This window comes from Polymorphum gilvum SL003B-26A1, from assembly GCF_000192745.1.
In the GTDB taxonomy this organism is placed as follows: Bacteria; Pseudomonadota; Alphaproteobacteria; order Rhizobiales; family Stappiaceae; genus Polymorphum; species Polymorphum gilvum.
In genome coordinates, this window is the sequence record NC_015259.1 from 3,360,747 (window position 1) to 3,380,295 (window position 19,549).

The following is a 19,549-nucleotide window of genomic DNA, read 5'->3' on the forward strand; positions in this document are numbered from 1 at the left end:
CACAGGCCCATCATCACACCCAAGGAGAGGAGAACGCAATGCCCGAAGCCCCGAACTCGGAGTTCTGGAAGGATCTGAAACCGATCAGCACCGTGTTCCAGCCGGACGCGCTGCCGGAAGTCTATATCGGCAATGCGGCGACCGACGACGAACGCTACTACGTGCCCTTCACCGAAACCGTGTCTTCGCGACCCCTGTGGATCTCGCCGACCCAGAACAAATGGTGCGACATCCTCATGTCCAAGGGGCCGGGCCTGGTGAACCGCCACTATCACCCACACGAGGTCTTCGCCTATACGATCTCCGGCAAATGGGGCTATCTGGAGCACGACTGGACCGCGACCGCCGGCGACTTCGTCTACGAGACGCCCGGCGAAGGCCATACGTTGGTCGCCTATGAGCACCCGGACCCGATGAAGGTGTTCTTCCAGGTCACCGGGCCGCTGATCTGGCTCGACGAGGACGGCCAGCCGGACGGCTATTTCGACGTCCACCAGTATATCAGCCTATGCCGCACCCATTACGAGAAAGTCGGCATCGGTGCGAACTACGTCGACACGCTGTTCCGCTGAACACACCGCCAAAAGGAAGGCGGCACCGATCCGGTACCGCCCTTCCTGCCGTCCAACGGATCTTGACCGGCGGATCGACGGCAGCACTACACGCTCATGCCGCCGTCGATCATCAGCATCGCACCGGTGGTGAAGCTGCTGTCGTCGCTAGCCAGATAGAGCACCGAGCGGGCAACCTCCTCCGCATGCCCGTGGCGGCCGAGAGGGATGAGTCGGTCGAACATTTCGCCGCCATCGATGCCGAGTTCCGCCCCGATGCCCGCCTCAACCGTGCGCTGGAAACCGTTGTCGAGCGGGCCCGGATGAATCGTGTTGACGCGGATGCGGCGTCCGGCGAGTTCCTTTGCCAGGCAGCGCATCAGGCCGACCTGGGCATGCTTGGCGGTAATATACGCATAGACGCCGGCATCGCCGCGCGTCGCTGCCACGCTGGATGTGATGATCAGGCTGCCGCCGTCGCGCATCTTCGGCGTCCCGTACTTGGCCGCGAGGAAAGCACCGGTGACATGCACACGCTGCACGGCTTCGAACAGGTTCAGGGGATAGTCGGCGATCGGCGCGACGGTGCCGAAGTTTCCAGCGTTGGAAAACAGCACGTCGATTGGCCCGAAGGCGGCGACCGCTGCCTCGATGTAGTGGCGGGTGTCCGCCTCGCTGGACACGTCGGCTGCGACCGTCAGCACCTCGCCGTCCGGCAGGCTGGCACGCGCCGCCTCCAGTGCCCCGAGGTTGAGGTCGACGAGCACCACTCGGGCTCCGTTGCGAAGGAAAAGACCGGCCGTCGCAAGGCCGAGACTGCCGGCGCCGCCGGTGATGACGGCGGTCTTGTTCGCGAGCTTCATGGGGATCTCCGAAACAGGTCGGCGCCGGTCGAGCCGGCGCCGAGCCCTGATGTCAGAACGGATAGTGGATCGGACCGTCCTGGATGGTGAGCCAGCGCAGTTCGGTGAACTCGTTGATGCCCGCCTTGCCGCCGAAGCGGCCGTAGCCGGAATCCTTCACGCCGCCGAAGGGCATCTGGGCCTCGTCGTGGACGGTCGGACCGTTGATGTGACAGATCCCGGATTCGATCCGCCGAGCCACGGCCAGCGCTCGCGTCACGTCGCGGCCGAACACGGCGGCCGAAAGGCCGTATTCGGTATCGTTGGCAATGCGCACCGCCTCGTCGATGCCATCGACGCGCATCACCACCGCGACCGGGCCGAAGCTTTCCTGGGCGTAGATGTGCATGGCGGGCGTCACCCGGTCGAGCAGGGTGGCCTCCATGATCGCGCCCTGCACGCCGCCGCCGGCCGCCAGAACCGCGCCCTTGGCCGTCGCGTCCTTGATCAGGTCCTGGATGCGTCGAGCCGCATGCTGGTCGACCACTGCACCGAGCGGGGTCTTGCCTTCGCGCGGGTCGCCCGCCTTCAACGAGCGTGCCTTCTGCGTCAGTTTCTCCATGAACGCATCGGCCACCTTCTCGTCGACGATGATCCGCTCGGTCGACATGCAAATCTGCCCCTGGTTCATGTAGGCACCGAAGGCCGCCGCATCGACCGCCGCATCAAGGTCCGCGTCGTCGAGCACGACGAAGGGCGCCTTGCCGCCCAGTTCCAGCAGCGCCGGCTTCAGATGGCGCCCGCACATCTCCGCGATGATGCGGCCCACCCGCGTCGAGCCGGTGAAGTTCACCCGGCGCACGGCCGGATGGGCAATCATCGCCTCGACGATCTGCGGTGCATCGTCCGGGGCGTTGGAGATGGCGTTGAGCACACCCCTGGGAACCCCGCCCTGCTGCAAGGCGTCGACGATCAGCCGATGGGTGCGCGGGCAGATCTCGGACGTCTTCATGACCACCGTGTTGCCGCAGGCAAGAGGCGTCGCCAGGGCCCGCACGCCGAGGATGACCGGCGCGTTCCAGGGGGCGATGGACAGCACAACGCCAGCCGGCTGGCGCACCGCCATGGCAAGGCTGCCATGCCGATTGGACGGGATCACCTCACCGCCGACCTGAGTGGTCAGCGCAGCCGCCTCGCGCAGCATGTCGGCGGCAAGGCCTACGTTGAAGCGGGCCCAGCCTGCCGTCGCGCCGACCTCCTCGGCCATTGCGCGCACGAAGTCCTCGACGCGGGCTTCAAGGGCATCGGCAGCGGCCAGCAGGATCTTGCGCCGCGGTCCCGGCCCCATCTCCGCCCAGGCGGGAAAGGCGGCAGCGGCGGCATCGCAGGCAAGCCGGGCATCCTCGATCGCGGCGGCAGCAACCAGCGAGGCCACCTCGCCGGTAATCGGGTTGCGCCGCTCGAAGGTGCGGCCGTCGGAGGCCGGCGTGTCCTCGTCCCCAATCAGAAGTCCGATAGCATCCATTGATCTTTTCCTTGTCTGAGTTTCCTGGTCTCATAGTCACGATGTCAGTCCGAGAAAGGCCCGCTGGACGGCCGGGTCTTCCTTCAGGGCTGTGGCACTTCCCTCGCCGACAATGCGCCCGACCTCCATGAGGTAGCCGCGCTCGGCGATGCCGAGGCTGATGGTCACGTTCTGCTCCACCAGGAGCAGCGCGATGCCCGCATCCCGCACCCGTCCGAGTGCCTCGAACAGTTCCCCGACCACCACCGGCGCAAGACCGAGGCTAGGCTCGTCGAGCATCAGAAGGTCCGGACTCGACATCAGCGCCCTGCCGATGGCGACCATCTGCTGTTCGCCTCCGGACATAGTGCCCACCAACTGGCCACGCCGTTCGGCGAGGCGGGGAAACAGATCGAACACGAAGGCACGCTGGCGTGCTTCTCCGGCCCGTGCCCGGGCCGCATAGGCGCCGAGCAGAAGATTCTCCTCCACCGTCAGTTCCGCGAAGATGCCGCGGCCTTCCGGCACCAGGGCGATGCCCGCTTCGAGGACCTGATGCGGACGCAACTGGATCAACGAGCGGCCGAGGAAATCGATCCGCGCGCCCGCATCCGGACGCACCATTGCGGCGATCGCCTTGAGCAGGCTCGACTTGCCCGCGCCGTTGGCGCCGAGGATCACCACCGTCTCTCCCTTGTCGACGCGGATCGTGGCGGAGTCGAGGGCAAGGTGCTTGCCGTAGCGCACCGAGAGGCCTTCAAGAGACAGCATGGGCAGCTCCCAGGTAGGCGCGCACGACCTCGGGATCCCGCAGCACGTCGGCTGTTGCCCCGTCGGCCAGCGTCTTGCCGGCGTTCATCACCACCGAACGCGGACACAAGGCCCGCACCGCATCCATGACGTGCTCGACCAGAAGGATGGTGATACCGCGGGCGTTGAGCCTGGCAATGAGATCGATGCCGATGCGCAACTCCGAGGGATTGAGGCCGGCGAGCCATTCGTCCAGCAGGAGGAGTTGCGGACGCGCGGCCAGGGCACGGGCGAGTTCCATGCGTTTCTGGTCGATATAGGTCAGGCTGGCGGCGGCTTCTGCGCCCCGGCCATCCAGGCCAACCTCGGCCAGCAGAGCCTGCGCTTCCTCGCGACCCTCGCGCTCGGAGGGAGCACCGGTGCGGAACAGGATCGCGGCGAGAATGTTCTCCGTCACGCTGAGCGACGGCATAACCCGGACCAGCTGGAAGGTGCGCGCCACGCCGGCATGGGCGATCCGATGTGCCGGCAGGCCCGTCAAGCGCCTGCCGGCGAGCGTGATCGTCCCGCCGGAAACCGGCAGCAGGCCGGAGATCATGTTCAGCACCGTGGTCTTGCCCGAACCGTTCGGCCCGAGCAGCGCCGCCACCTCGCCGCGCCCAAGCGAGAACGAGACATGGTTGACCGCGGTCAGGCCGCCGAAGCGCTTGGACAGGTCGGCGATGTCCAGAAACGCGGTCATGACGCCACCTCGCCCTTGAACGGGGTTTCCCTGCGGCCAGAACGCTGCCGCCGGACAAGGCCCTCCAGGAACTCCAGAACCCCGCGCGGCAGCACGAAGACGATGGCCATGAACAGCAGGCCGAGGATGATCGAATAGTGGTTCGGGAAGTTTGCCGACAGCCATTCGAACAGCAGGAACAGCGGCACGGCGCCGACTACCGGCCCCCACAGCCGCCCTGCCCCGCCGAGCAGCGCCATGATCAGCGTCAGGAACGAGATGGTCGGATTGAAGACGATGGTCGGCTCGATATACGTCCAGCGCGGCGCCTGGATCGCCCCGACCAGCGTGATGATGACCGAGCTGACCGCAAACAGCGCCAGCTTGACCCGCGCCGTCGGCAGACCGCAGTGCTCGGCCACGACCTCGTCGTCGCCGATCATCTTCAAGGCAAGGCCGAGCCGGCTGCGCTGGATCAGGAACGACAGGCCGATGGTGACGGCACACAGAGCGAGCAACTGCCAGTAGACGACTTCCGGGCCGAAATCGACGAACAGGTAGCGGCCGAGCGTGCCGGTCACGTTGACCTCGTACCATGTGACCAGCTGCCGCACGAGCTCTGCCAAGCCGAAGGTGAAGATGACGAAATAGACACCGGCGAGGCGCAGGGTCGACAAGCCGACCACCAGCGCGACGATGAAGCCGATCAGGCCGGCCACGGCCAGGACAAGCACCGGCGGCAGCACTTCGTAGAGCACTGCGGTGGTGTAGGCGCCGATGCCGAAGAAGGCGACGGTGGCCAGCGAGACGAACCGCGTCGGTCCGGAGAACAGCGCCCACGCACTGGCCAGCGTGACGTAGCCAGTCAGGCCGATCAGCAAGCCGACGCCGTAGGTACCGAGGTGAAACGGCGCCAAGGCCAGCGCCAGGAAGACCGCCGCGACGGCGGCAATGCCGAAGGTGGTTCTCATCGCATGGCCCGCCCGAACAGTCCCTGGGGCCGCCACAGGAGCACGACCAGGAAGATGGTGTAGGTGGCCGCGAGCGTCAGGCCCGGATCGGCATAGGTCGACACCAGGGTCTCGACCACCCCGAGCAGCAGACCCGCGATCAGTGCGCCGAGCAGGTTTCCGACGCCACCCATGATGACGACGATCAGCGCCTTCATCGTGAACACGACGCCCCCCGTCGCCGTGAAGGTCTGGTACATGGAGATGACGACGCCGCCGGCCGCCGCCAGCCCGCCGCCGAGCGCGAAGGCAAAGGCAGCGGCGCGATTGACATCGATGCCGACCAGGCCGGCCGATTGCGGCGATACGGCCACCGCACGAAGTGCCGTACCCCAGCGGGTGCGGGTCAGAAGGAGGTACAAGGACAGGCCGATCACCAGGGCAAGCACCAACGCGATCAGCCGGTTGGCGGCGATCGGAGCGCCAAGCACGTCGACCGGTACGTTGAGAAAGCTGTAGCTCGTGTAGTTGCTGCCGAAGATCACCAGCAGCACGCCTTGCACGACGAACAGCAGGCCGAAGGTGGTCAGGATGGAATCCACCTCAAGCGCACCACGGTCCGGCGCGCGCCGGACCAGCGGGGCAAGAATCAGCCGATAGACGGAATAGGCGAAGACGAAGCCGCCGGGCACGACCAGGGCGAGCCCGAGGATCGGGTTGACGGCCAGGGCGCCCTGCAGCACGAAGGCGGCGAAGGCAGCGGTGATGATCATGTCGCCGTAGGCAAGGTTCATGATGCGGGCGATGCCGTATTGCAGCGTCAGGCCCATGGCGACGAGCGCATAGGTGCCGCCGAGCACGAGGCCCGCGATGAGTGCGGTCGTGAGGGTCATTCGGTCTCCAGGAGCGTCCGGCCGGCAGGCCATGGCCGGCGCACGACAGAATTGCCCGCGCCGGCCTCTTGCGCTCAGTTCCAGGGCTTCTTCGGCAGGACCGGCTTCGACGCGCCCGGACGATCGGCCGGTTCCACGCCCACGAGATGGCCGTTCTGCCACTGACCGACCAGCCAGAGCTGGCGCAGTTGGTTGTCCTCAAGCCTGGTCTCGCCGAGCACCGTGTCGAAGGTGCCGGTCGACAGTTCCCTGGCAACCGCGTCACGGTCGAGGCCGACCCGCTTGATGGCCTCCTGCAGCATCTGCAGGCTGGCATAGGTGATCACGCTGCCCCACAGGTCGGGATACTCACCGTTCAACTCCTTGTGGCGTTCGCGATAGGCCATGTTGCGCTCGTTGGTGATGTCGATCCCACCGAGCGTCATGACGCCCTCGGCCTTGTCGCCAAGGTTCCGGCCAAAGGTCGGAAAACCTGCTCCGACACCGAGATACAGGATCTTCGGGTTGAACGACGCGATCTGCGCCTGCTGGGTCATGGCAAAGGTGTCGGGCGGGTAGGAGAAGGCGACGAAGGTGTCGGCACCCGAGGCAGCCGCCTCGTTCAGCAACGCGGTGAAGTCCTGCGTGCCGACCGGGTAGGTGCGGTCATAGGCGACCTCCAGCCCGGCGTCCTTGAAAGCCGGACGGGCCGCTGTCACCAGATCGATGCCGAACCCGTCGGCCACCGAGATCATAGCCACCTTGGAATTGACAGCACCCTGCTCGACCTGATCGGCGACGAGCTTGGCGAGCGCACCGGCATAATCGCGACCGCCGCCGAGGAACCAGAAGCTCTTCGACCAGCGTTTGACGAATTCCGGCGCCTTGTCGGTGACCGAGGAGACGGCGAGTTGCGGGTAGCCGTAGCGGTCGAACAACGGCGCGGCGGCAAGGTTGAAACCGGTGCCCCAGGGCGGCAGGATGAAGTCGACCTTGTCCTGGCCGGCCAGACGCTCGACCGCCCGCACCACTTCCTCGGCACTGGAACGATCGTCGTACTCGATCACCTCGACCGGCAGCTTGGACCCGTCGGGCAGTTCGAGCCCACCGTTGGCGGCAACGTCGGATAGCCAGAGCTTGTAGTTGGGAATGGTGGTCATGCCCGCTCCGCCGGCATTCGGGCCGGTCATGGAGACGGCATATCCGATCTTGACGGATGTGCGTTGGTCCTGCGCGAAGGCGCCGGTGGCGGCAAGGCCGGCAGCGGCCGCAAGCATGGCAAGTGTCGGCAGGCGCAGCCTACCCTTTCCAGTGGTCATGATGATTCCTCCCTTGTCCCGCCGTCGTTGGAACTGCGGCGACCGGATCAGGCTGCATCCCGCATGCCTGTCCTTGCTCCTAGGGTAGACGGTTGCGTATACCGAAAAATGGACTTTTTAAAAAAGAAAATGTACTTTTGATCGATTACAGTGCCTTCTTCCACGTAGAACTCCGTAAGCTGGGGCAGGCTCATCCGCAGGGAGACACTATGGATCCTCTTCTCGACAGCCGCGGCCGCGGGATCCTGGTGCCCGGCCAGCCGCAAGCCATCGAAGTGCTCCCGGACACGGAAGCGGTGTCGATCCACACCGCACTGTCGCCGGTCGCCTGGACGCTGCGCGGCACGCGCAATCGCGCGTTTATTCTGGTGACCGGACAAGGAGAGCTCGACATGGGCGCCACGCTCCTGCCGCTGACCGGACCCTGCGCGCTGTGGCTGCCGGCCGGCCGGCCCGCGCGGCTGAAACTGAAGTCCGGCTCACGCGGGGCGGCATTGACGGTGCCGGAACTGGCGCTCGGGCGCGCGGTCCCCTCCGGCCCGGTCGGCCGTCAGGTCCGGGACGCGCTGTTCCATCCGATCATCGGCACGCGCCTCACTCCGGCGCTGGCCCTGGACATCGCCCAATCGATCGAAGCAGTCGGCCAGGAACTGCGCTCGGGGCAGCCCGGCGCCCAGGAGGCGGCGCGTCATCATCTCGTGTTGGTGTTGATGGCACTCTGGCGCATCTCCAGTCCCCAGCCCCTGAAGGTACAGGCGGCTCCGCGCACTATCGTGCGCAACTTCCTGCATCTGATGGAACTGCACCTGCGTGACCACTGGACGGTTGCCGACTACGCCCGCTTTCTCAGCGTGTCGCGTGCTCGGCTCACCAGCGCGGTCAAACGCGCGACCGGCCGCACGCCGCTGGAGTTGCTCCACGAACGGCTGGTCATCGAGGCTGAGACGCTGCTGGCGGAATCCCACCTCCAGGTTACGGAGATCGCCGATGCCTTGGGGTTCAAGGATCCCGGCTACTTCAACCGCTTCTTCAAGCGCGAGACCGGCAGACCGCCGGGGCGCGTGCGCAAGGCCGAGGGCCGGATGCCGATCCACCGACCGAACTTCGCCGAATGGCCGTGACCCTTCGGGCACGCAAGAACCGGGGGATCCACGTCGTCGCGGATCCATGTCCTACAGAATTGCTCTGGCCATCACGCGCGCGGTTTCGTCGTAGTGGCGCCACAGTTCGGGATCGATCGGATTGGGCGCACCGAAGTAGCCGTCCGGGGTCAGCCGTTTCGCGTCTTCGCCGCCCTTGCGCCAGTCCTGCAGGTCCTCGAGTGTCAGTCGAGTCGGCGGAAGGCCGCGCAGGGCGTCGTAATCGACGGTATCGGGAAAGAAGCGGACCATCGCCGCGGTCTCGTATTCGTCCGCATGCACGCCGAGGATGCCGGTCACCTTGAAGTCGTCGAGCGCCGGCGTCGGCGCCCAGGGTACCCAGATCGGCTCTTCTCCGCTCATCCCGAGGCGCTCGAACATGCGCCAGCGAAACGGTGCATAGAGCCATCGCGCCCTGGTGTGGCCTTGCACGTGCAGTTCGGTCAGGACGTCCCGGATCATCTCGTTGTGCAGCCGATCGCCATGGTGGCTAACGATGAGCACGTCCTGGAACGCGTTGGCGAACAGCGAGCCGATAACATCGCTCAGAAGCGCCGCCGCCGTTTCGGCACGGATGCGGAAACTGCCGGGGAATTCGTTGAGAATTCCGTTGATGCCCCAGTAGTAGGGTGGAGCGATGACGCAGCGACGGCCCAGCTCCGCGGCATAGCGTCGGGTCAGCTGGCACAGCTTCAGGGCGGTGTAGGCATCGGTGCCGGTCGGCAGGTGCGGACCGTGGCATTCGATCACACCGACCGGCAGCAGCGCGGCCGCTCCCGAACGGGCAGCCTCCTGTACCTGCGATGCGGTCAGTTCCGCCAGCGTGTCCGCAAACATGTCTTCGCCTGCCATTCCAGCGGTCCTCCGCGTTCGATTGATCCTAGACGGCGATCCACCTCTGCACGCTGTCGAAGTCGTCGAGCAAATCCTGGGCCAGACCTTCCAGCACGATGCGGCCGCGGTCGAGCACGATGGCCCGGTCGCTCAGTCGCAACGCATCCTCGGCGTGCTGTTCCACGATCACCGTGGCAAAGCCGTAATCGCGCCTGAGACGCCGGATCGTGTCTTCCAGTTCCTCGACGATGATCGGGGCGAGACCCTCGAACGGTTCATCGAGCAGGAGCAGCTTCGGATTGGTCATCAGCGCACGCCCGATCGCCAGCATCTGCTGTTCGCCGCCCGACAGCTTGTCGCCCATGTTCCGGCGACGTTCGCGCAGCCGAGGAAACAGATCGTAGATTGCAGCAGCATCGAAACGCCCGACGCGTTCGGCGACCATCAGGTTCTCCTCGACGGTGAGCGACTTGAAGATGTCGCGCTCCTGCGGCACCCAGCCGATGCCGAGATGAACCCGCGCGTTGGCGGGCAGGCGGGAGATGTCCCTGCCCGACCAGCGCACAGTGCCGCCAAACTGGCGTATGTGCCCCATGATGGCGAGCATCAAGGTGGTCTTGCCGACGCCGTTGCGTCCGAGCACGGCCAGTCCTTCGCTCTCCGCGATGGCAAGGCTCATCTCCTCCAGGACGATGGCCTCGCCGTAACCCGAGGTCAGGGTCTCAATCTCAAGCAGCGCCATGATGCCCCCTGCGTCCCAGATATACCTCGCGCACCCGCTCGTCGCCGGAGATCTCGGCCGGCGTCCCCTCGGTCAGAACCTTGCCTCCGACCAGCACGGTGATGCGCTCGGCAAACCGGAACACCAGGTTCATGTCGTGCTCGACGAACAGCAACGTCAGATCCCGCGGCAGCGCGTTGATGCGCTCGAAAATCGCCTCGCTCTGCGCCGCGGGAACGCCGGCTGCCGGTTCGTCGAGAACGAGGACGCGTGGCCTGGTGGCTAGAGCGATCGCGATCTCCACCAGCCGCTGAACTCCATAGGGAAGCGAATGCACCCGATGGTCGGCGTAATCTTCCAAATGGGCGAAGGCGATGTGATCTCTCGCCTCCTCGGCGACCTGGCGGTCGGCAGCGGCCACGCCCCAGAAGTTGCTGGTCTTGCGGTCGCGTTCAAAGATGGCGAGGCTGACGTTTTCGAGCACGGTCAGACCGGCGAACAGCCGGTTGATCTGGAAGGTGCGCGCCAGGCCGCAGCGCACCCGCGTGTTCTGCGGCATGCGCGACACGTCCTGACCTGCAATGGCCACCGTGCCGGAGGCTGGGAGGCCCCCTGTCAGGGCATGGACCAGCGAGGTCTTGCCGGCGCCGTTCGGGCCGATCAGGGCGTGACGGGCTCCAGAGGCGACCGACAGACTCACGTTGTCGACCGCGGTGAAATGGCCGAAGCTGACCGTAAGCCCCGATGTTTCGATGGCCGGTTTCAAGGCTTCCTCCTGACGAGCCGCATGAGCCTGGCTCCCGAGCCGGCTATGCCGTCGGGCAGTACGAACACGGATACCATGAGGACGACGCCGATCCCCAGATGCCAGTATTTCGGGCTGAGCGCGGAAAGCGCATCCTTGAGATAGCCGAAAGCGGTAGCGCCGAGTACGACGCCCGGGATGCTGCCGGTGCCGCCGAGCGCGGTCATGATGACGACTTCCGCAGACCGCTCGAAGCCGAGCATGTCGAGCGAGGCGAACTGGCTCGTCTGCGTCAGCAGCGCGCCGGCGACGCCAGCGATGGCGCCGGACATGACGTAGGTGACAGCGAGATGGCGCGAGACCGACGCGCCGATTGCCGGCATGCGCCCGGCATTCTCCCGGATCCCGCGCAGGGCGAGCCCGAATGGAGAACTGGTGATGCGCAAGAGCAGCAGATAGACCAGCACAAGAACCGCCAGCGTGTAGAAGAACGCGGTCCGTCCGAGGAAGTCGAACTGGAACAGACCGAGCACGGGACCGACCGTGAAGTCGGACTTGCCGTCGGCACCGCCGGTCAGCCAGTGTGCCTTGTTGGCCGCCTCATGGAACAGGAACCCGATGCCGAGGGTGACCAGTAGGCGGGTGAGGTCGGTGCCGACCACGACGATGCGGGCCAGAATACCGGCGACAGCGCCACTGACGACCAGTGCGGCAACCAGTCCGAGCACCGGCTCGTTCACACCATGGTTGCTGAGCGTCGCGCTGGTATAGGCGCCGATACCGAAATAGACCGCATGACCAAGCGAGACGACGCCCGCGTAGCCCTGAAGCAGATCATAGGACAGCGCGAAGATCGCCAGGATGAACAACGAGGAGATGAGTCCGAGATAGAACGGGAACAGGACATGGCTGGCAAGCGCGGCCGCGACGAGCAACACCAGCCCGAGACCGCCATTGGGAAGCAGCTTCATTGGGTTCTCCCGGCAAGGCCCTTGGGGAAGAAGATCAGCACGAGCACAAGCAGTCCGTAGATCACGAAGGAGCCGACCTCCGGCACCAAGTACTTGAACACTGCATCGGTCACGCCGAGGAAATTGGCCGCCGCGAAGGAGCCGAGGATCGAACCGGGCCCTCCGATCACCACGACCATCAGCACGATGACCAGGTACTTGAAGGGAAAGCTCGGATCGAGCCCGACGATGCCGACGCCGAGTGCGCCGCCGAGACCCGCGAAAGCAGCGCCGAGACCGAAGGCCATCACGAACAGGCGGTCGACGTTGATGCCGATGCCCTCGGCCGTACGGCGGCTGTCGACGGCAGCCCGCACCTTGGCTCCAAAGCGCGTATTGTTGAACAGGTAGGTCAGTCCGACCACGGCGACGATGCCGCAGAAGGTGACGAACAGGCGGTAGACCGTGGTTCCGACGCCGAACACTTCGATCCGCATGGTCAGTGCGGCAGGCAGCAGCACCGGCTGCTGCTGGGGACCGAACAGGATGTTCGCGATCGCCCCTGCCGCAAAGGCAAGGCCGATCGAGAACAGGACCTGCCGGAGCTCCGGCATGCCATAGACATGCCGGATCACAGTGCGTTCGGCGACCATCCCGATCAACCCGGCACCCACGAAGGCTGCGGGCAAGGTGAGCAAGAACGGCACGCCGAACCGGTTGAGCAGCATCACCGCCACATATCCCCCGCACATGGCGAACGCGCCGTGGGCGAGATTGACGAAACGCATCAGGCCGAGCGTGATCGACAGTCCGATGGAGAAGAGGAACAGCAGCATCCCGTAGGCGATGCCGTCCACGACGACGGTGAGGGCGCCCGACATGGTTACTTCGCCGGGTCCCTGACGGCTTCGATCGTTTCGAAGGAAACGTTCGCCCACTTGCCGTCCTTCATCTCGCCGCGACGGATGTAGATGTTCTCCACGATGTCGCGGGTTTCGGGATCGATGACGATCGGACCGCGGGGGCTGTCGAGTCGAGCACCCTTGATGGCGGCCATCAGCGAGTCCGTGTCGGTCTTCCCGCCGGTCTTCTCAAGCGCATGGTAGATCAGCGCCATAGCGTCGTAACCCTGCATCGACCGGTAGCTCGGCACCGCTCCGGCCCCGAACACCTCGCGATATCCGGCCAGGAAACGGGCGTTGGCCGGATTGTCGAGGTCGGCCTGGTAGTGCCAGGCCGAAATCACGCCGTCGACGGCATTGCCCATGGCGGGAAGCAGATTGTCGTCGACGACATCGCCGGTCACCATCAGCTTGATGCCCGCTTCCTTCACGCCACGCTCGCCCGCCTGTTTCATGAAGGCGATCGACACGTCGCCGCCGGGGTTGAAGGCGAAGAGTGCTTCCGGCTTGGCCTCCATGGCGCGTTGCAGGAACGGCGCATATTCCATTTCCGCCACCGGCGTCCTGGCAGAGCCGACGATCTTGCCGCCGTTCTCTTCGAAACTCTTGATGAACCAGGTCTCCGCGTCGACCCCAGGCGCGTAGTCGGACACGATGGTATAGGCGATCTTGATGCCGCTCTGCGCCGCCCATTTGCCCAGCGTGCCGGCAATCTGCGGCATGGTGAAGGAGATACGGGAGAAATACTCCGACTTTTCCGTGATGCTGGAGGTCGCGGCATTGACCACGATCGCCGGCTTCTTCGCCTCCGTCAGGAGGGACGCGGCTGCCATCGCGTTCGGGGTGAAGCTGTAGCCGACGATGATGTCAGCCTTCTCGCGCAGGATCAGCTCCTGCGTCAAACGCCTGGCGAGATCGCCCGAGCCCGGTCCTTGGTCGTCTCGCACCACGAACCGGACCGTGAGGTCGCCAACGGTATCGCCATGGATCTTCTGGAACACCTTCATGCCGTCCTCGTAGTGACGGCCCTGATCCGCGAAGGTTCCGGAGAGGGGTAGAACCGTGCCGACCACGAAGTCGCGCGCCTGCGCGGCAAGGGAGGGCACAACGGCAAGAATGCCGGCAAGCGAGGCGGCGGCGAGGAAGCTGCGTCTGGACGACGCCAGGACACGGATATTTCTGCTGGACATGACTGTTCTCCTGCTGAAGATGGCTGCACGTTTTATTGTTGTTGAGGGCCGGGTCCGCTGGACTAGCGGGCGTCCGGCACCTGACGGGTCGCGAGAAATTCCTCGAAGGTTTCGCCGCGCATTTCGGCATAGACTTCGAGATTGGTCTCGCCGACCAGGCGGGCGAATTTCTCCAGAACGAAGAAGTTGGCCCCGTACCGAACGAGGCCGATCCAGTCCCGCTCGGCGACCATTCTCGTCTCTTCGGGCGTCAGACCGGCCTTGCGGCAGGCTGCCGCCTCGTCCGCGCTGAAAGTGGCCCGAAACTCCGGATTTTTCATGTTCCAGAAGAAGCGGTTGAGGTTGATGCGCTTCGTCGCGGTCTGGATGTCGAAGACGTAGGTGCCCTCGATCTCCGAAGCTCCTTCCAATTGGGGATTGCCGGTCCGGATCGCCGTCCTGCCGGTGTCGGCAGCCGGGTCGTTTTCCTCGAAGACGAGCACGGTCATGGCCGTGGTCGTGGCCAGATAGTAGTTCTGGTGGACCTTTGTGATGTCGTCGCTCAGCGCACCGCGCATGGCGAGCCACATGATGACCTCAACGCTTTCCGCGCCGCCGAGGCGGATATAGTCGACATGCTTCATCCTCGCGAGCGTCATCGGATCCTTCTCGATCAGATCGATGAAGCGTATGTCCCATTCGGTGTTGTTGAAGCCGGTGCGTTCACCGTGGATCTGATGCGACAGGCCACCGGTTCCGACGACGGCAACCGTCAGGTCCTCGGGATAGGACTCCACCGCTCGGCGCAACGCCTGGCCGAGCTTGAAGCAGCGCATCGCCGTCGGCAGCGGATACTGCACCACGTTGACCTCGATCGGGATTACTGCGCCCGGCCACTTGTCGTCGTGCGGCCACAGCAGCGGCAAGGGCGAAAAGACGCCGTGGTCGAGCGGCCGGTCCTGGAACACCGACAGGTCGAACTCGTCGTTCACCAGTTGTTCGGCAATGTGGCGCGCCAGGCCCGGATGACCTGGCAGCATCGGCAGAGGCCGCCGCCCGGCGCCTTCGTCGGCCACGTCGTACTGCTCGGCGACGCCGACGGCGAAGGTAGGGTAGAGGTCGTAGAAGAACGCGTTCAGGTGGTCGTTGTAGAAGACGATCAGAACGTCAGGCTTCTTCTCTTCCAGCCACTTGAAGGCCGGCTCGAAGCCCTTGAACAGCGGTGCCCATGCAGGATGGTCTTGCTTGTTCTTATCGTATGCGACACCGATCGTCGGCACGTGCGAGGAACCGATGCCACCGATAATCCGAGCCATTTCCATACTCCTTCATCAACAGTTGCGCTCCTCCCGGGCAGCATGACCGAGCGCAAACATCCCCGTTCGGCCTCCGTGCGGAACCCGTCGTCTGGTCTTTTGCTCAGACCGGTCGTAACGACGCCCGGGAGAGGACGTCAGTGGGGCCGTCGCCTCGAAGCCGCGACGGCCTATCGGCAAATCTAGCCCGGCAGAGCCGCGTGCAGGGTCCGCGCAGACGGGACCGCAAGTCCATCCAGGACCATCCTGCCGCGGCGCGCCTTGAACAGCCAGACGCCCTCCTGCCGCACGACGACATCATCGAAGCTTCCGACCGAGAGCCGGGCACCGCCCTCTTCCGCAGCGGCGAACAGCAGGCTGTAGCAGCGCACCTCCGCCTCGTCGGCGCCGCGCCATGTGACGACAGCGTTGCAGACGACGTGCCGCGCGAGGCGCCCTGGGCGGTCCTGGAAGGCGGCGAGGATAGCCGCCCGTCCCTCGATCACCGCGTCGGGCGCGGACGGCCGGGCGAAGCCGCCATCTGCCGTGAACAGCGCCGCAAGCGCGTCGTGGTCTCCGGCATCGTTCAGCAGAGCGAACCGTCGCAGCAGCCTTTCGATCGCCCACTCGTCTTCAGCGCGTTGCATGAGCCCGTTTCCCGTGCAGCGTTCGGATGACCATGCCTGACCCTAGACCAGGATTTCGTTGACCATCTCGTCAGTCGTGACGACGTCGCCAAAGCTCTGGTACACGGTCGAAAAGCCGATGTTGTGATCCTCCTCGTAGCGCGCGGCGTTCGCGTCGGACACCATGGCGACGCGGTAATCGAGCATCATGGCGTCGCGGGCCGAGGTCTCGCAGCAGAAGTTCGTCAGCATGCCGGTGATCGCAACGTTGCGGATCCCGCGCTCCGCCAGCATCTCCGGCAGTTCGGATTTGCCTGGAAGGAAGGCGCTGAAGCGCGACTTGCTGGCGCAGATGTCCTCCGGCATGACCGCCAGATCGGGGTGGATCTCGTGGCCGCTTGCACCTTCCGTCAGATTGTCGCGATGGCGGGCGGCGTTGACCTCGGTAAAGAAGTAGTCGTGATACAGCGGCCACAGGCTCTCGCCGTCCCGTCCGGCGGTCATCTTGACCCAGGCAACCAGGCCGCCGCGGGCGCGAAAGGCATCGGCAAGGCGGTTGATATTCGGGATGATCGCGATGGCAGGCGGAACGTCGGATACATAGAAGCTCTGCATGTCGACGACGACCAGCGCGCTCTCGCAGGCATCGAACCGGTCGAAAACGCGCAGGCGGCCGCGCTTCTTCATGACGCGATCGATGACATACTGAGGCATTTGGAACGGCACTGGCTTGGTCATCAACTCTTCCCTGAACATCGGTTTCCACATATCCGGACGACATCTTCATCGAGCCTGCTCGCTACAGAATTCCTTTGCCGGCGGCGTTTGCCTATGTGAAAAACGCCACGATGCTATCTAAAAGTCTTATGCCGCCTCCCTGTCTTGCGTCCGGACACGCCTGACCATGATCAATCCGAAGCATCTTCGCGCCTTCGTCGCCGTCGCCCAGACCGGCACCGTCGTCCGCTCAAGCCGCGTCGTCCGACGGGCCCAGTCGGCCGTCACCCGTTCGATCCGAGAACTGGAGAGGGACCTTGGTGTCACGCTGTTCGAGAGGCGCCCGCTGGGGATGCTCCTGACCGAGTTCGGACATGCCCTGCTGAAGCGCGTGGACCGAGCCTTTGCGGAGATGAATGCCGCCAAACAGGGCTTTGCCTCCGTCTGTGGACCGTCCGGCTGGAACGATCACGCGTCGGTTTTCACGCTGTCCATGAGCCGGCAGCGCCTCGTCGCCTATATCGAATTGATCGAGAACCAGCACATGGGTGTCGTCGCCGACCATCTTGGCATCTCGCAACCGGCGGTGAGCCAGGCGTTGCGGGAATTCGAGGTCGGACTCGGCGTCAATCTCGTCACGCGCACGCCGACCGGCATCAAGCCGACTGCGCTCGGCTCGCTGCTTGCCGTGCACATCCGGCGCGCCCTATCCGAAATACGCGCCGCGGAGGCCGAGGTCAGCGCTTTGAACGGTGCGATTTCGGGTGACGTAACGGTCGGAACCCTGTCGCTCGGCCGCACGCGCCTCCTGCCGCGCGCCATAATCCAGCTGACGGAAAGCTATCCCAATCTGTCCGTTCGGACCGTGGAGGGCAGTTTCGACCATCTGTCCACGCTGCTGCGTGGCGGCGACATCGATTTCATCCTCGGCGCACTCCGTCCGCCCGAGCATGTCATCGGTCTCGTCGGCGAGACGATCACTCACGACGTGCTGGCGCTGGTCGTGCGGCAGGGACACCCGTTGAGTCGCAGGAAGACCCTTCAGCCGGCCGACCTCCTCGACGTGGCCTGGGTACTGCCGCAGCCCGGCGCACCGACGCGAGATCTCCTGGAAACAGCCCTTCGGATCCGCGGCCTGGGGGCGCCGTCCGTCACGGTGCAAACCGCGGATCTCGCCATCACGCGCGGCCTGCTGCTCGAAAGCGACATGGTCACGGCCGTTTCGACGCATCTGTTCCAGCGCGAGATAGACGCCGGCGACCTCGTTGTCCTGCCGTTGGACCTTCCCGAAACCCGCCGCGGAATCGGCATCCTGCAACGCGCGACGTCGAGCCCGTCGATCGCCGCGCGCCTCCTCATGGAAAACCTCAAGGCCATCGGCCGTCTGTGAGGCGCTCAGCCGGCACATTGAACTGCACAAACATCATGAGCCCGCCGGACTGGCGGTCGCGAACCCACGTCCTAGATGTCGACGTTGCTGAGGTTCACATACTGCTCGGCGATGCTCTGCTGCGCGGCGCGCGACCCCGAAATGTACTCAAGCTCGGAAAGCTGCAGTTCGCGCTGGAACTCGGTCTGGTCGCTGAACCGGTGCAACAACCCGGTCAGGGCGGTCGAGAAGCGGATCGTTTTCCAGACGCGCTCGGCACAGCGATCGGTATAGCTGTCCAGCATCTCCGAGGTGTTGTCCCGGTAGTACCGGGCCAAGGCGGCGGCGAGCACGCGGGCGTCGGCGACGGCCATGTTCAACCCCTTGGCGCCTGCCGGAGGCACGATATGAACCGCGTCGCCGGCCATGTAGAGGCGCCCGTAGTGCATGGGCGTTGCCACGAAGGCACGCAGATGCGCCATGTCGCGCTGGAAGATCTCGCCTTCCGCGACCTCGCTGCGGTCGTCGTCGAACATGCGCTGATGCAGTTCGTCCCAGAACCGGTCGTCTGACCAGTCCTCCAGTCGTTCGGTCGAGGGGACCTGGAGATAGAGCCGCGATACCTGCATCGACCGCCTGCTGCACAGGGCAAAGCCGCGGTCGCTGTTGGAATAGGTCATGTCGCTCAAGGGCCTGGCCCTAGCAAGAACGCCGAGCCAGGCGAAGTCATAGGCATGGTGATAGACCTTCATGAGGTCCTCAGGCACGCAGGCGCGGCTGACGCCATGGAAGCCATCGCAGCCTGCCACGAAATCGCAAGTCAGGACCTTTTCCTCACCGTTCTCGGCGTAATGGATCTGCGGCGAGGCGCTGTCCAGGCCGGCAAGACGCGACACTGGCGCCTCGAAATGCAACGGATCACCCGCCGCGAGCCGCGCCGCTATCAGGTCCTTCACCACCTCCTGCTGACCATAGATCATCACCGACCGGCCGGTCAGGTCCGGCAGGTCAAGATGGATCGTGCGGCCGCGGAAGCGCATGTCGAGCCCCTCATCCACGAGCCCTTCCCTGTGCATGCGGTCACCAAGCCCCAGGCGATCCATGACATCGATCGTCGACGCTTCCAGAACGCCGGCGCGGACCCGGCCCTCCACGTAGTCGCGGGACTTCGCCTCCAGTACGATTGACTCGATGCCCTTCTGCTTCAGAAGGTGGGCCAGGAACAATCCTGCCGGGCCTGCGCCGATGATGCCAACCTGTGTTCTCATGGGATCTGCTCACCTGAATTGAGGATGGATACGCGCGCCAACTGCAGGCGTCCTGACGATTGCTAACTTTCGAACGCCGCCGGAGCCATCGCAAAAGCCGAATGGATGTATCGAATTTCCTTATTTGGGCTGCTCCGCTGCGGAAGCGCTGACAGATCCGTTCCCGGCCGGGCAGCCGACGGACGGGTGCCGAAAAGTCGCCTGGTCCACCATCCGGTGCGGTGAATGTCCCGTAAGATTTTATTCATGGACGAAACGGTATGGATACCATCAACGACACTGCAGACACGGGTCACGCAAGGATC

The 19,549-nt window shown here is 64.8% G+C and carries 20 protein-coding genes; 3 read left to right on the forward strand and 17 right to left on the reverse strand.

The genetic code is table 11. The features are described from left to right. The first annotated feature begins 38 nt into the window (after positions 1 to 38). On the forward strand, positions 39 to 572 hold the full coding sequence (locus tag SL003B_RS15745; protein ID WP_013653853.1) for a 2,4'-dihydroxyacetophenone dioxygenase family protein: 534 nt from the start codon (positions 39 to 41) through the stop codon (positions 570 to 572). An 86-nt stretch (positions 573 to 658) separates the two neighbouring features. Here the strand turns inward: SL003B_RS15745 and SL003B_RS15750 are convergent, their stop codons facing one another. The 7 genes from SL003B_RS15750 to SL003B_RS15780 all read right to left on the reverse strand — a co-directional run bounded on the left by SL003B_RS15750 (position 659) and on the right by SL003B_RS15780 (position 7,509). Continuing rightward, positions 659 to 1,414: an SDR family NAD(P)-dependent oxidoreductase gene (locus SL003B_RS15750; protein ID WP_013653854.1), complete on the reverse strand. Its 756-nt coding sequence runs from the start codon at positions 1,412 to 1,414 to the stop codon at positions 659 to 661. A gap of 52 nt (positions 1,415 to 1,466) precedes the next feature. Beyond that, entirely contained in the window at positions 1,467 to 2,918 is a 1,452-nt protein-coding gene (locus SL003B_RS15755; protein WP_013653855.1) for an aldehyde dehydrogenase, read from the reverse strand. Between the two features lie 36 nt (positions 2,919 to 2,954). Beyond that, positions 2,955 to 3,668, reverse strand: a complete 714-nt coding sequence (locus tag SL003B_RS15760) for an ABC transporter ATP-binding protein (RefSeq protein WP_013653856.1) — start codon at positions 3,666 to 3,668, stop codon at positions 2,955 to 2,957. Then, complete coding sequence (locus SL003B_RS15765; protein WP_013653857.1) at positions 3,655 to 4,389, reverse strand: ABC transporter ATP-binding protein; 735 nt, start codon at positions 4,387 to 4,389, stop codon at positions 3,655 to 3,657. The genes SL003B_RS15760 and SL003B_RS15765 overlap by 14 nt, the downstream gene beginning before the upstream one ends. Beyond that, positions 4,386 to 5,339 carry a branched-chain amino acid ABC transporter permease gene (locus SL003B_RS15770; RefSeq protein WP_013653858.1) on the reverse strand — a complete coding sequence of 318 codons (954 nt, stop codon included), beginning with the start codon at positions 5,337 to 5,339 and terminating at the stop codon, positions 4,386 to 4,388. The genes SL003B_RS15765 and SL003B_RS15770 overlap by 4 nt, the downstream gene beginning before the upstream one ends. After that, positions 5,336 to 6,211, reverse strand: a complete 876-nt coding sequence (locus tag SL003B_RS15775; protein WP_013653859.1) for a branched-chain amino acid ABC transporter permease — start codon at positions 6,209 to 6,211, stop codon at positions 5,336 to 5,338. Before SL003B_RS15775 ends, SL003B_RS15770 begins: the two co-directional genes overlap by 4 nt. Positions 6,212 to 6,285: 74 nt before the next feature. Continuing rightward, the gene (locus SL003B_RS15780; RefSeq protein WP_013653860.1) at positions 6,286 to 7,509 is read right to left on the reverse strand and encodes an amino acid ABC transporter substrate-binding protein; all 1,224 of its coding nucleotides are present in this window, start codon (positions 7,507 to 7,509) and stop codon (positions 6,286 to 6,288) included. Between the two features lie 209 nt (positions 7,510 to 7,718). Between SL003B_RS15780 and SL003B_RS15785 the strand changes: the two genes are divergently transcribed. After that, positions 7,719 to 8,630, forward strand: a complete 912-nt coding sequence (locus tag SL003B_RS15785; protein ID WP_013653861.1) for a helix-turn-helix domain-containing protein — start codon at positions 7,719 to 7,721, stop codon at positions 8,628 to 8,630. A 51-nt stretch (positions 8,631 to 8,681) separates the two neighbouring features. Here SL003B_RS15785 and SL003B_RS15790 read toward each other — a convergent pair whose 3' ends face one another. From SL003B_RS15790 to SL003B_RS15830, 9 genes are all read right to left on the reverse strand, one after another. Continuing rightward, the gene (locus tag SL003B_RS15790) at positions 8,682 to 9,500 is read right to left on the reverse strand and encodes a creatininase family protein (RefSeq protein ID WP_013653862.1); all 819 of its coding nucleotides are present in this window, start codon (positions 9,498 to 9,500) and stop codon (positions 8,682 to 8,684) included. A gap of 28 nt (positions 9,501 to 9,528) precedes the next feature. Continuing rightward, positions 9,529 to 10,224, reverse strand: coding sequence for an ABC transporter ATP-binding protein (locus SL003B_RS15795; RefSeq protein WP_013653863.1), 696 nt, complete (start codon positions 10,222 to 10,224; stop codon positions 9,529 to 9,531). Then, complete coding sequence (locus SL003B_RS15800) at positions 10,211 to 10,969, reverse strand: ABC transporter ATP-binding protein (protein ID WP_013653864.1); 759 nt, start codon at positions 10,967 to 10,969, stop codon at positions 10,211 to 10,213. The genes SL003B_RS15795 and SL003B_RS15800 overlap by 14 nt, the downstream gene beginning before the upstream one ends. After that, positions 10,966 to 11,919, reverse strand: a complete 954-nt coding sequence (locus SL003B_RS15805) for a branched-chain amino acid ABC transporter permease (RefSeq protein ID WP_013653865.1) — start codon at positions 11,917 to 11,919, stop codon at positions 10,966 to 10,968. The genes SL003B_RS15800 and SL003B_RS15805 overlap by 4 nt, the downstream gene beginning before the upstream one ends. Then, on the reverse strand, positions 11,916 to 12,779 hold the full coding sequence (locus SL003B_RS15810) for a branched-chain amino acid ABC transporter permease (RefSeq protein ID WP_013653866.1): 864 nt from the start codon (positions 12,777 to 12,779) through the stop codon (positions 11,916 to 11,918). Before SL003B_RS15810 ends, SL003B_RS15805 begins: the two co-directional genes overlap by 4 nt. Positions 12,780 to 12,781: 2 nt before the next feature. Then, positions 12,782 to 13,990, reverse strand: coding sequence for an ABC transporter substrate-binding protein (locus SL003B_RS15815; RefSeq protein WP_013653867.1), 1,209 nt, complete (start codon positions 13,988 to 13,990; stop codon positions 12,782 to 12,784). A gap of 62 nt (positions 13,991 to 14,052) precedes the next feature. Further along, on the reverse strand, positions 14,053 to 15,285 hold the full coding sequence (locus SL003B_RS15820) for a gallate dioxygenase (RefSeq protein ID WP_013653868.1): 1,233 nt from the start codon (positions 15,283 to 15,285) through the stop codon (positions 14,053 to 14,055). 182 nt (positions 15,286 to 15,467) lie between these two features. Next, positions 15,468 to 15,911 carry a nuclear transport factor 2 family protein gene (locus SL003B_RS15825; protein WP_013653870.1) on the reverse strand — a complete coding sequence of 148 codons (444 nt, stop codon included), beginning with the start codon at positions 15,909 to 15,911 and terminating at the stop codon, positions 15,468 to 15,470. 42 nt (positions 15,912 to 15,953) lie between these two features. Beyond that, entirely contained in the window at positions 15,954 to 16,628 is a 675-nt protein-coding gene (locus SL003B_RS15830) for a cysteine hydrolase family protein (protein WP_148259330.1), read from the reverse strand. Between the two features lie 166 nt (positions 16,629 to 16,794). Here SL003B_RS15830 and SL003B_RS15835 point away from each other — a divergent pair, with 166 nt between their 5' ends. After that, entirely contained in the window at positions 16,795 to 17,997 is a 1,203-nt protein-coding gene (locus SL003B_RS15835) for a LysR family transcriptional regulator (protein WP_013653872.1), read from the forward strand. A gap of 71 nt (positions 17,998 to 18,068) precedes the next feature. On the opposite strand, the gene SL003B_RS15840 is transcribed toward SL003B_RS15835, so the two are convergent. Continuing rightward, the gene (locus SL003B_RS15840) at positions 18,069 to 19,244 is read right to left on the reverse strand and encodes a 4-hydroxybenzoate 3-monooxygenase (RefSeq protein WP_013653873.1); all 1,176 of its coding nucleotides are present in this window, start codon (positions 19,242 to 19,244) and stop codon (positions 18,069 to 18,071) included. Positions 19,245 to 19,549 lie beyond the last annotated feature (305 nt).

Bases quoted from the DNA above. Each gene is read 5' to 3' on its own strand.
- SL003B_RS15750 (WP_013653854.1), bottom strand. From the start codon at position 1,414: ATGAAGCTCGCGAACAAGACCGCCGTCATCACCGGCGGCGCCGGCAGT.
- SL003B_RS15775 (WP_013653859.1), bottom strand. From the start codon at position 6,211: ATGACCCTCACGACCGCACTCATCGCGGGCCTCGTGCTCGGCGGCACC.
- SL003B_RS15835 (WP_013653872.1), top strand. From the start codon at position 16,795: ATGATCAATCCGAAGCATCTTCGCGCCTTCGTCGCCGTCGCCCAGACC.
- SL003B_RS15830 (WP_148259330.1), bottom strand. From the start codon at position 16,628: ATGACCAAGCCAGTGCCGTTCCAAATGCCTCAGTATGTCATCGATCGC.
- SL003B_RS15795 (WP_013653863.1), bottom strand. From the start codon at position 10,224: ATGGCGCTGCTTGAGATTGAGACCCTGACCTCGGGTTACGGCGAGGCC.
- SL003B_RS15810 (WP_013653866.1), bottom strand. From the start codon at position 12,779: ATGTCGGGCGCCCTCACCGTCGTCGTGGACGGCATCGCCTACGGGATG.
- SL003B_RS15785 (WP_013653861.1), top strand. From the start codon at position 7,719: ATGGATCCTCTTCTCGACAGCCGCGGCCGCGGGATCCTGGTGCCCGGC.
- SL003B_RS15755 (WP_013653855.1), bottom strand. From the start codon at position 2,918: ATGGATGCTATCGGACTTCTGATTGGGGACGAGGACACGCCGGCCTCC.
- SL003B_RS15825 (WP_013653870.1), bottom strand. From the start codon at position 15,911: ATGCAACGCGCTGAAGACGAGTGGGCGATCGAAAGGCTGCTGCGACGG.
- SL003B_RS15780 (WP_013653860.1), bottom strand. From the start codon at position 7,509: ATGACCACTGGAAAGGGTAGGCTGCGCCTGCCGACACTTGCCATGCTT.
- SL003B_RS15815 (WP_013653867.1), bottom strand. From the start codon at position 13,990: ATGTCCAGCAGAAATATCCGTGTCCTGGCGTCGTCCAGACGCAGCTTC.
- SL003B_RS15790 (WP_013653862.1), bottom strand. From the start codon at position 9,500: ATGGCAGGCGAAGACATGTTTGCGGACACGCTGGCGGAACTGACCGCA.
- SL003B_RS15760 (WP_013653856.1), bottom strand. From the start codon at position 3,668: ATGCTGTCTCTTGAAGGCCTCTCGGTGCGCTACGGCAAGCACCTTGCC.
- SL003B_RS15765 (WP_013653857.1), bottom strand. From the start codon at position 4,389: ATGACCGCGTTTCTGGACATCGCCGACCTGTCCAAGCGCTTCGGCGGC.
- SL003B_RS15745 (WP_013653853.1), top strand. From the start codon at position 39: ATGCCCGAAGCCCCGAACTCGGAGTTCTGGAAGGATCTGAAACCGATC.
- SL003B_RS15840 (WP_013653873.1), bottom strand. From the start codon at position 19,244: ATGAGAACACAGGTTGGCATCATCGGCGCAGGCCCGGCAGGATTGTTC.
- SL003B_RS15820 (WP_013653868.1), bottom strand. From the start codon at position 15,285: ATGGCTCGGATTATCGGTGGCATCGGTTCCTCGCACGTGCCGACGATC.
- SL003B_RS15805 (WP_013653865.1), bottom strand. From the start codon at position 11,919: ATGAAGCTGCTTCCCAATGGCGGTCTCGGGCTGGTGTTGCTCGTCGCG.
- SL003B_RS15770 (WP_013653858.1), bottom strand. From the start codon at position 5,339: ATGAGAACCACCTTCGGCATTGCCGCCGTCGCGGCGGTCTTCCTGGCG.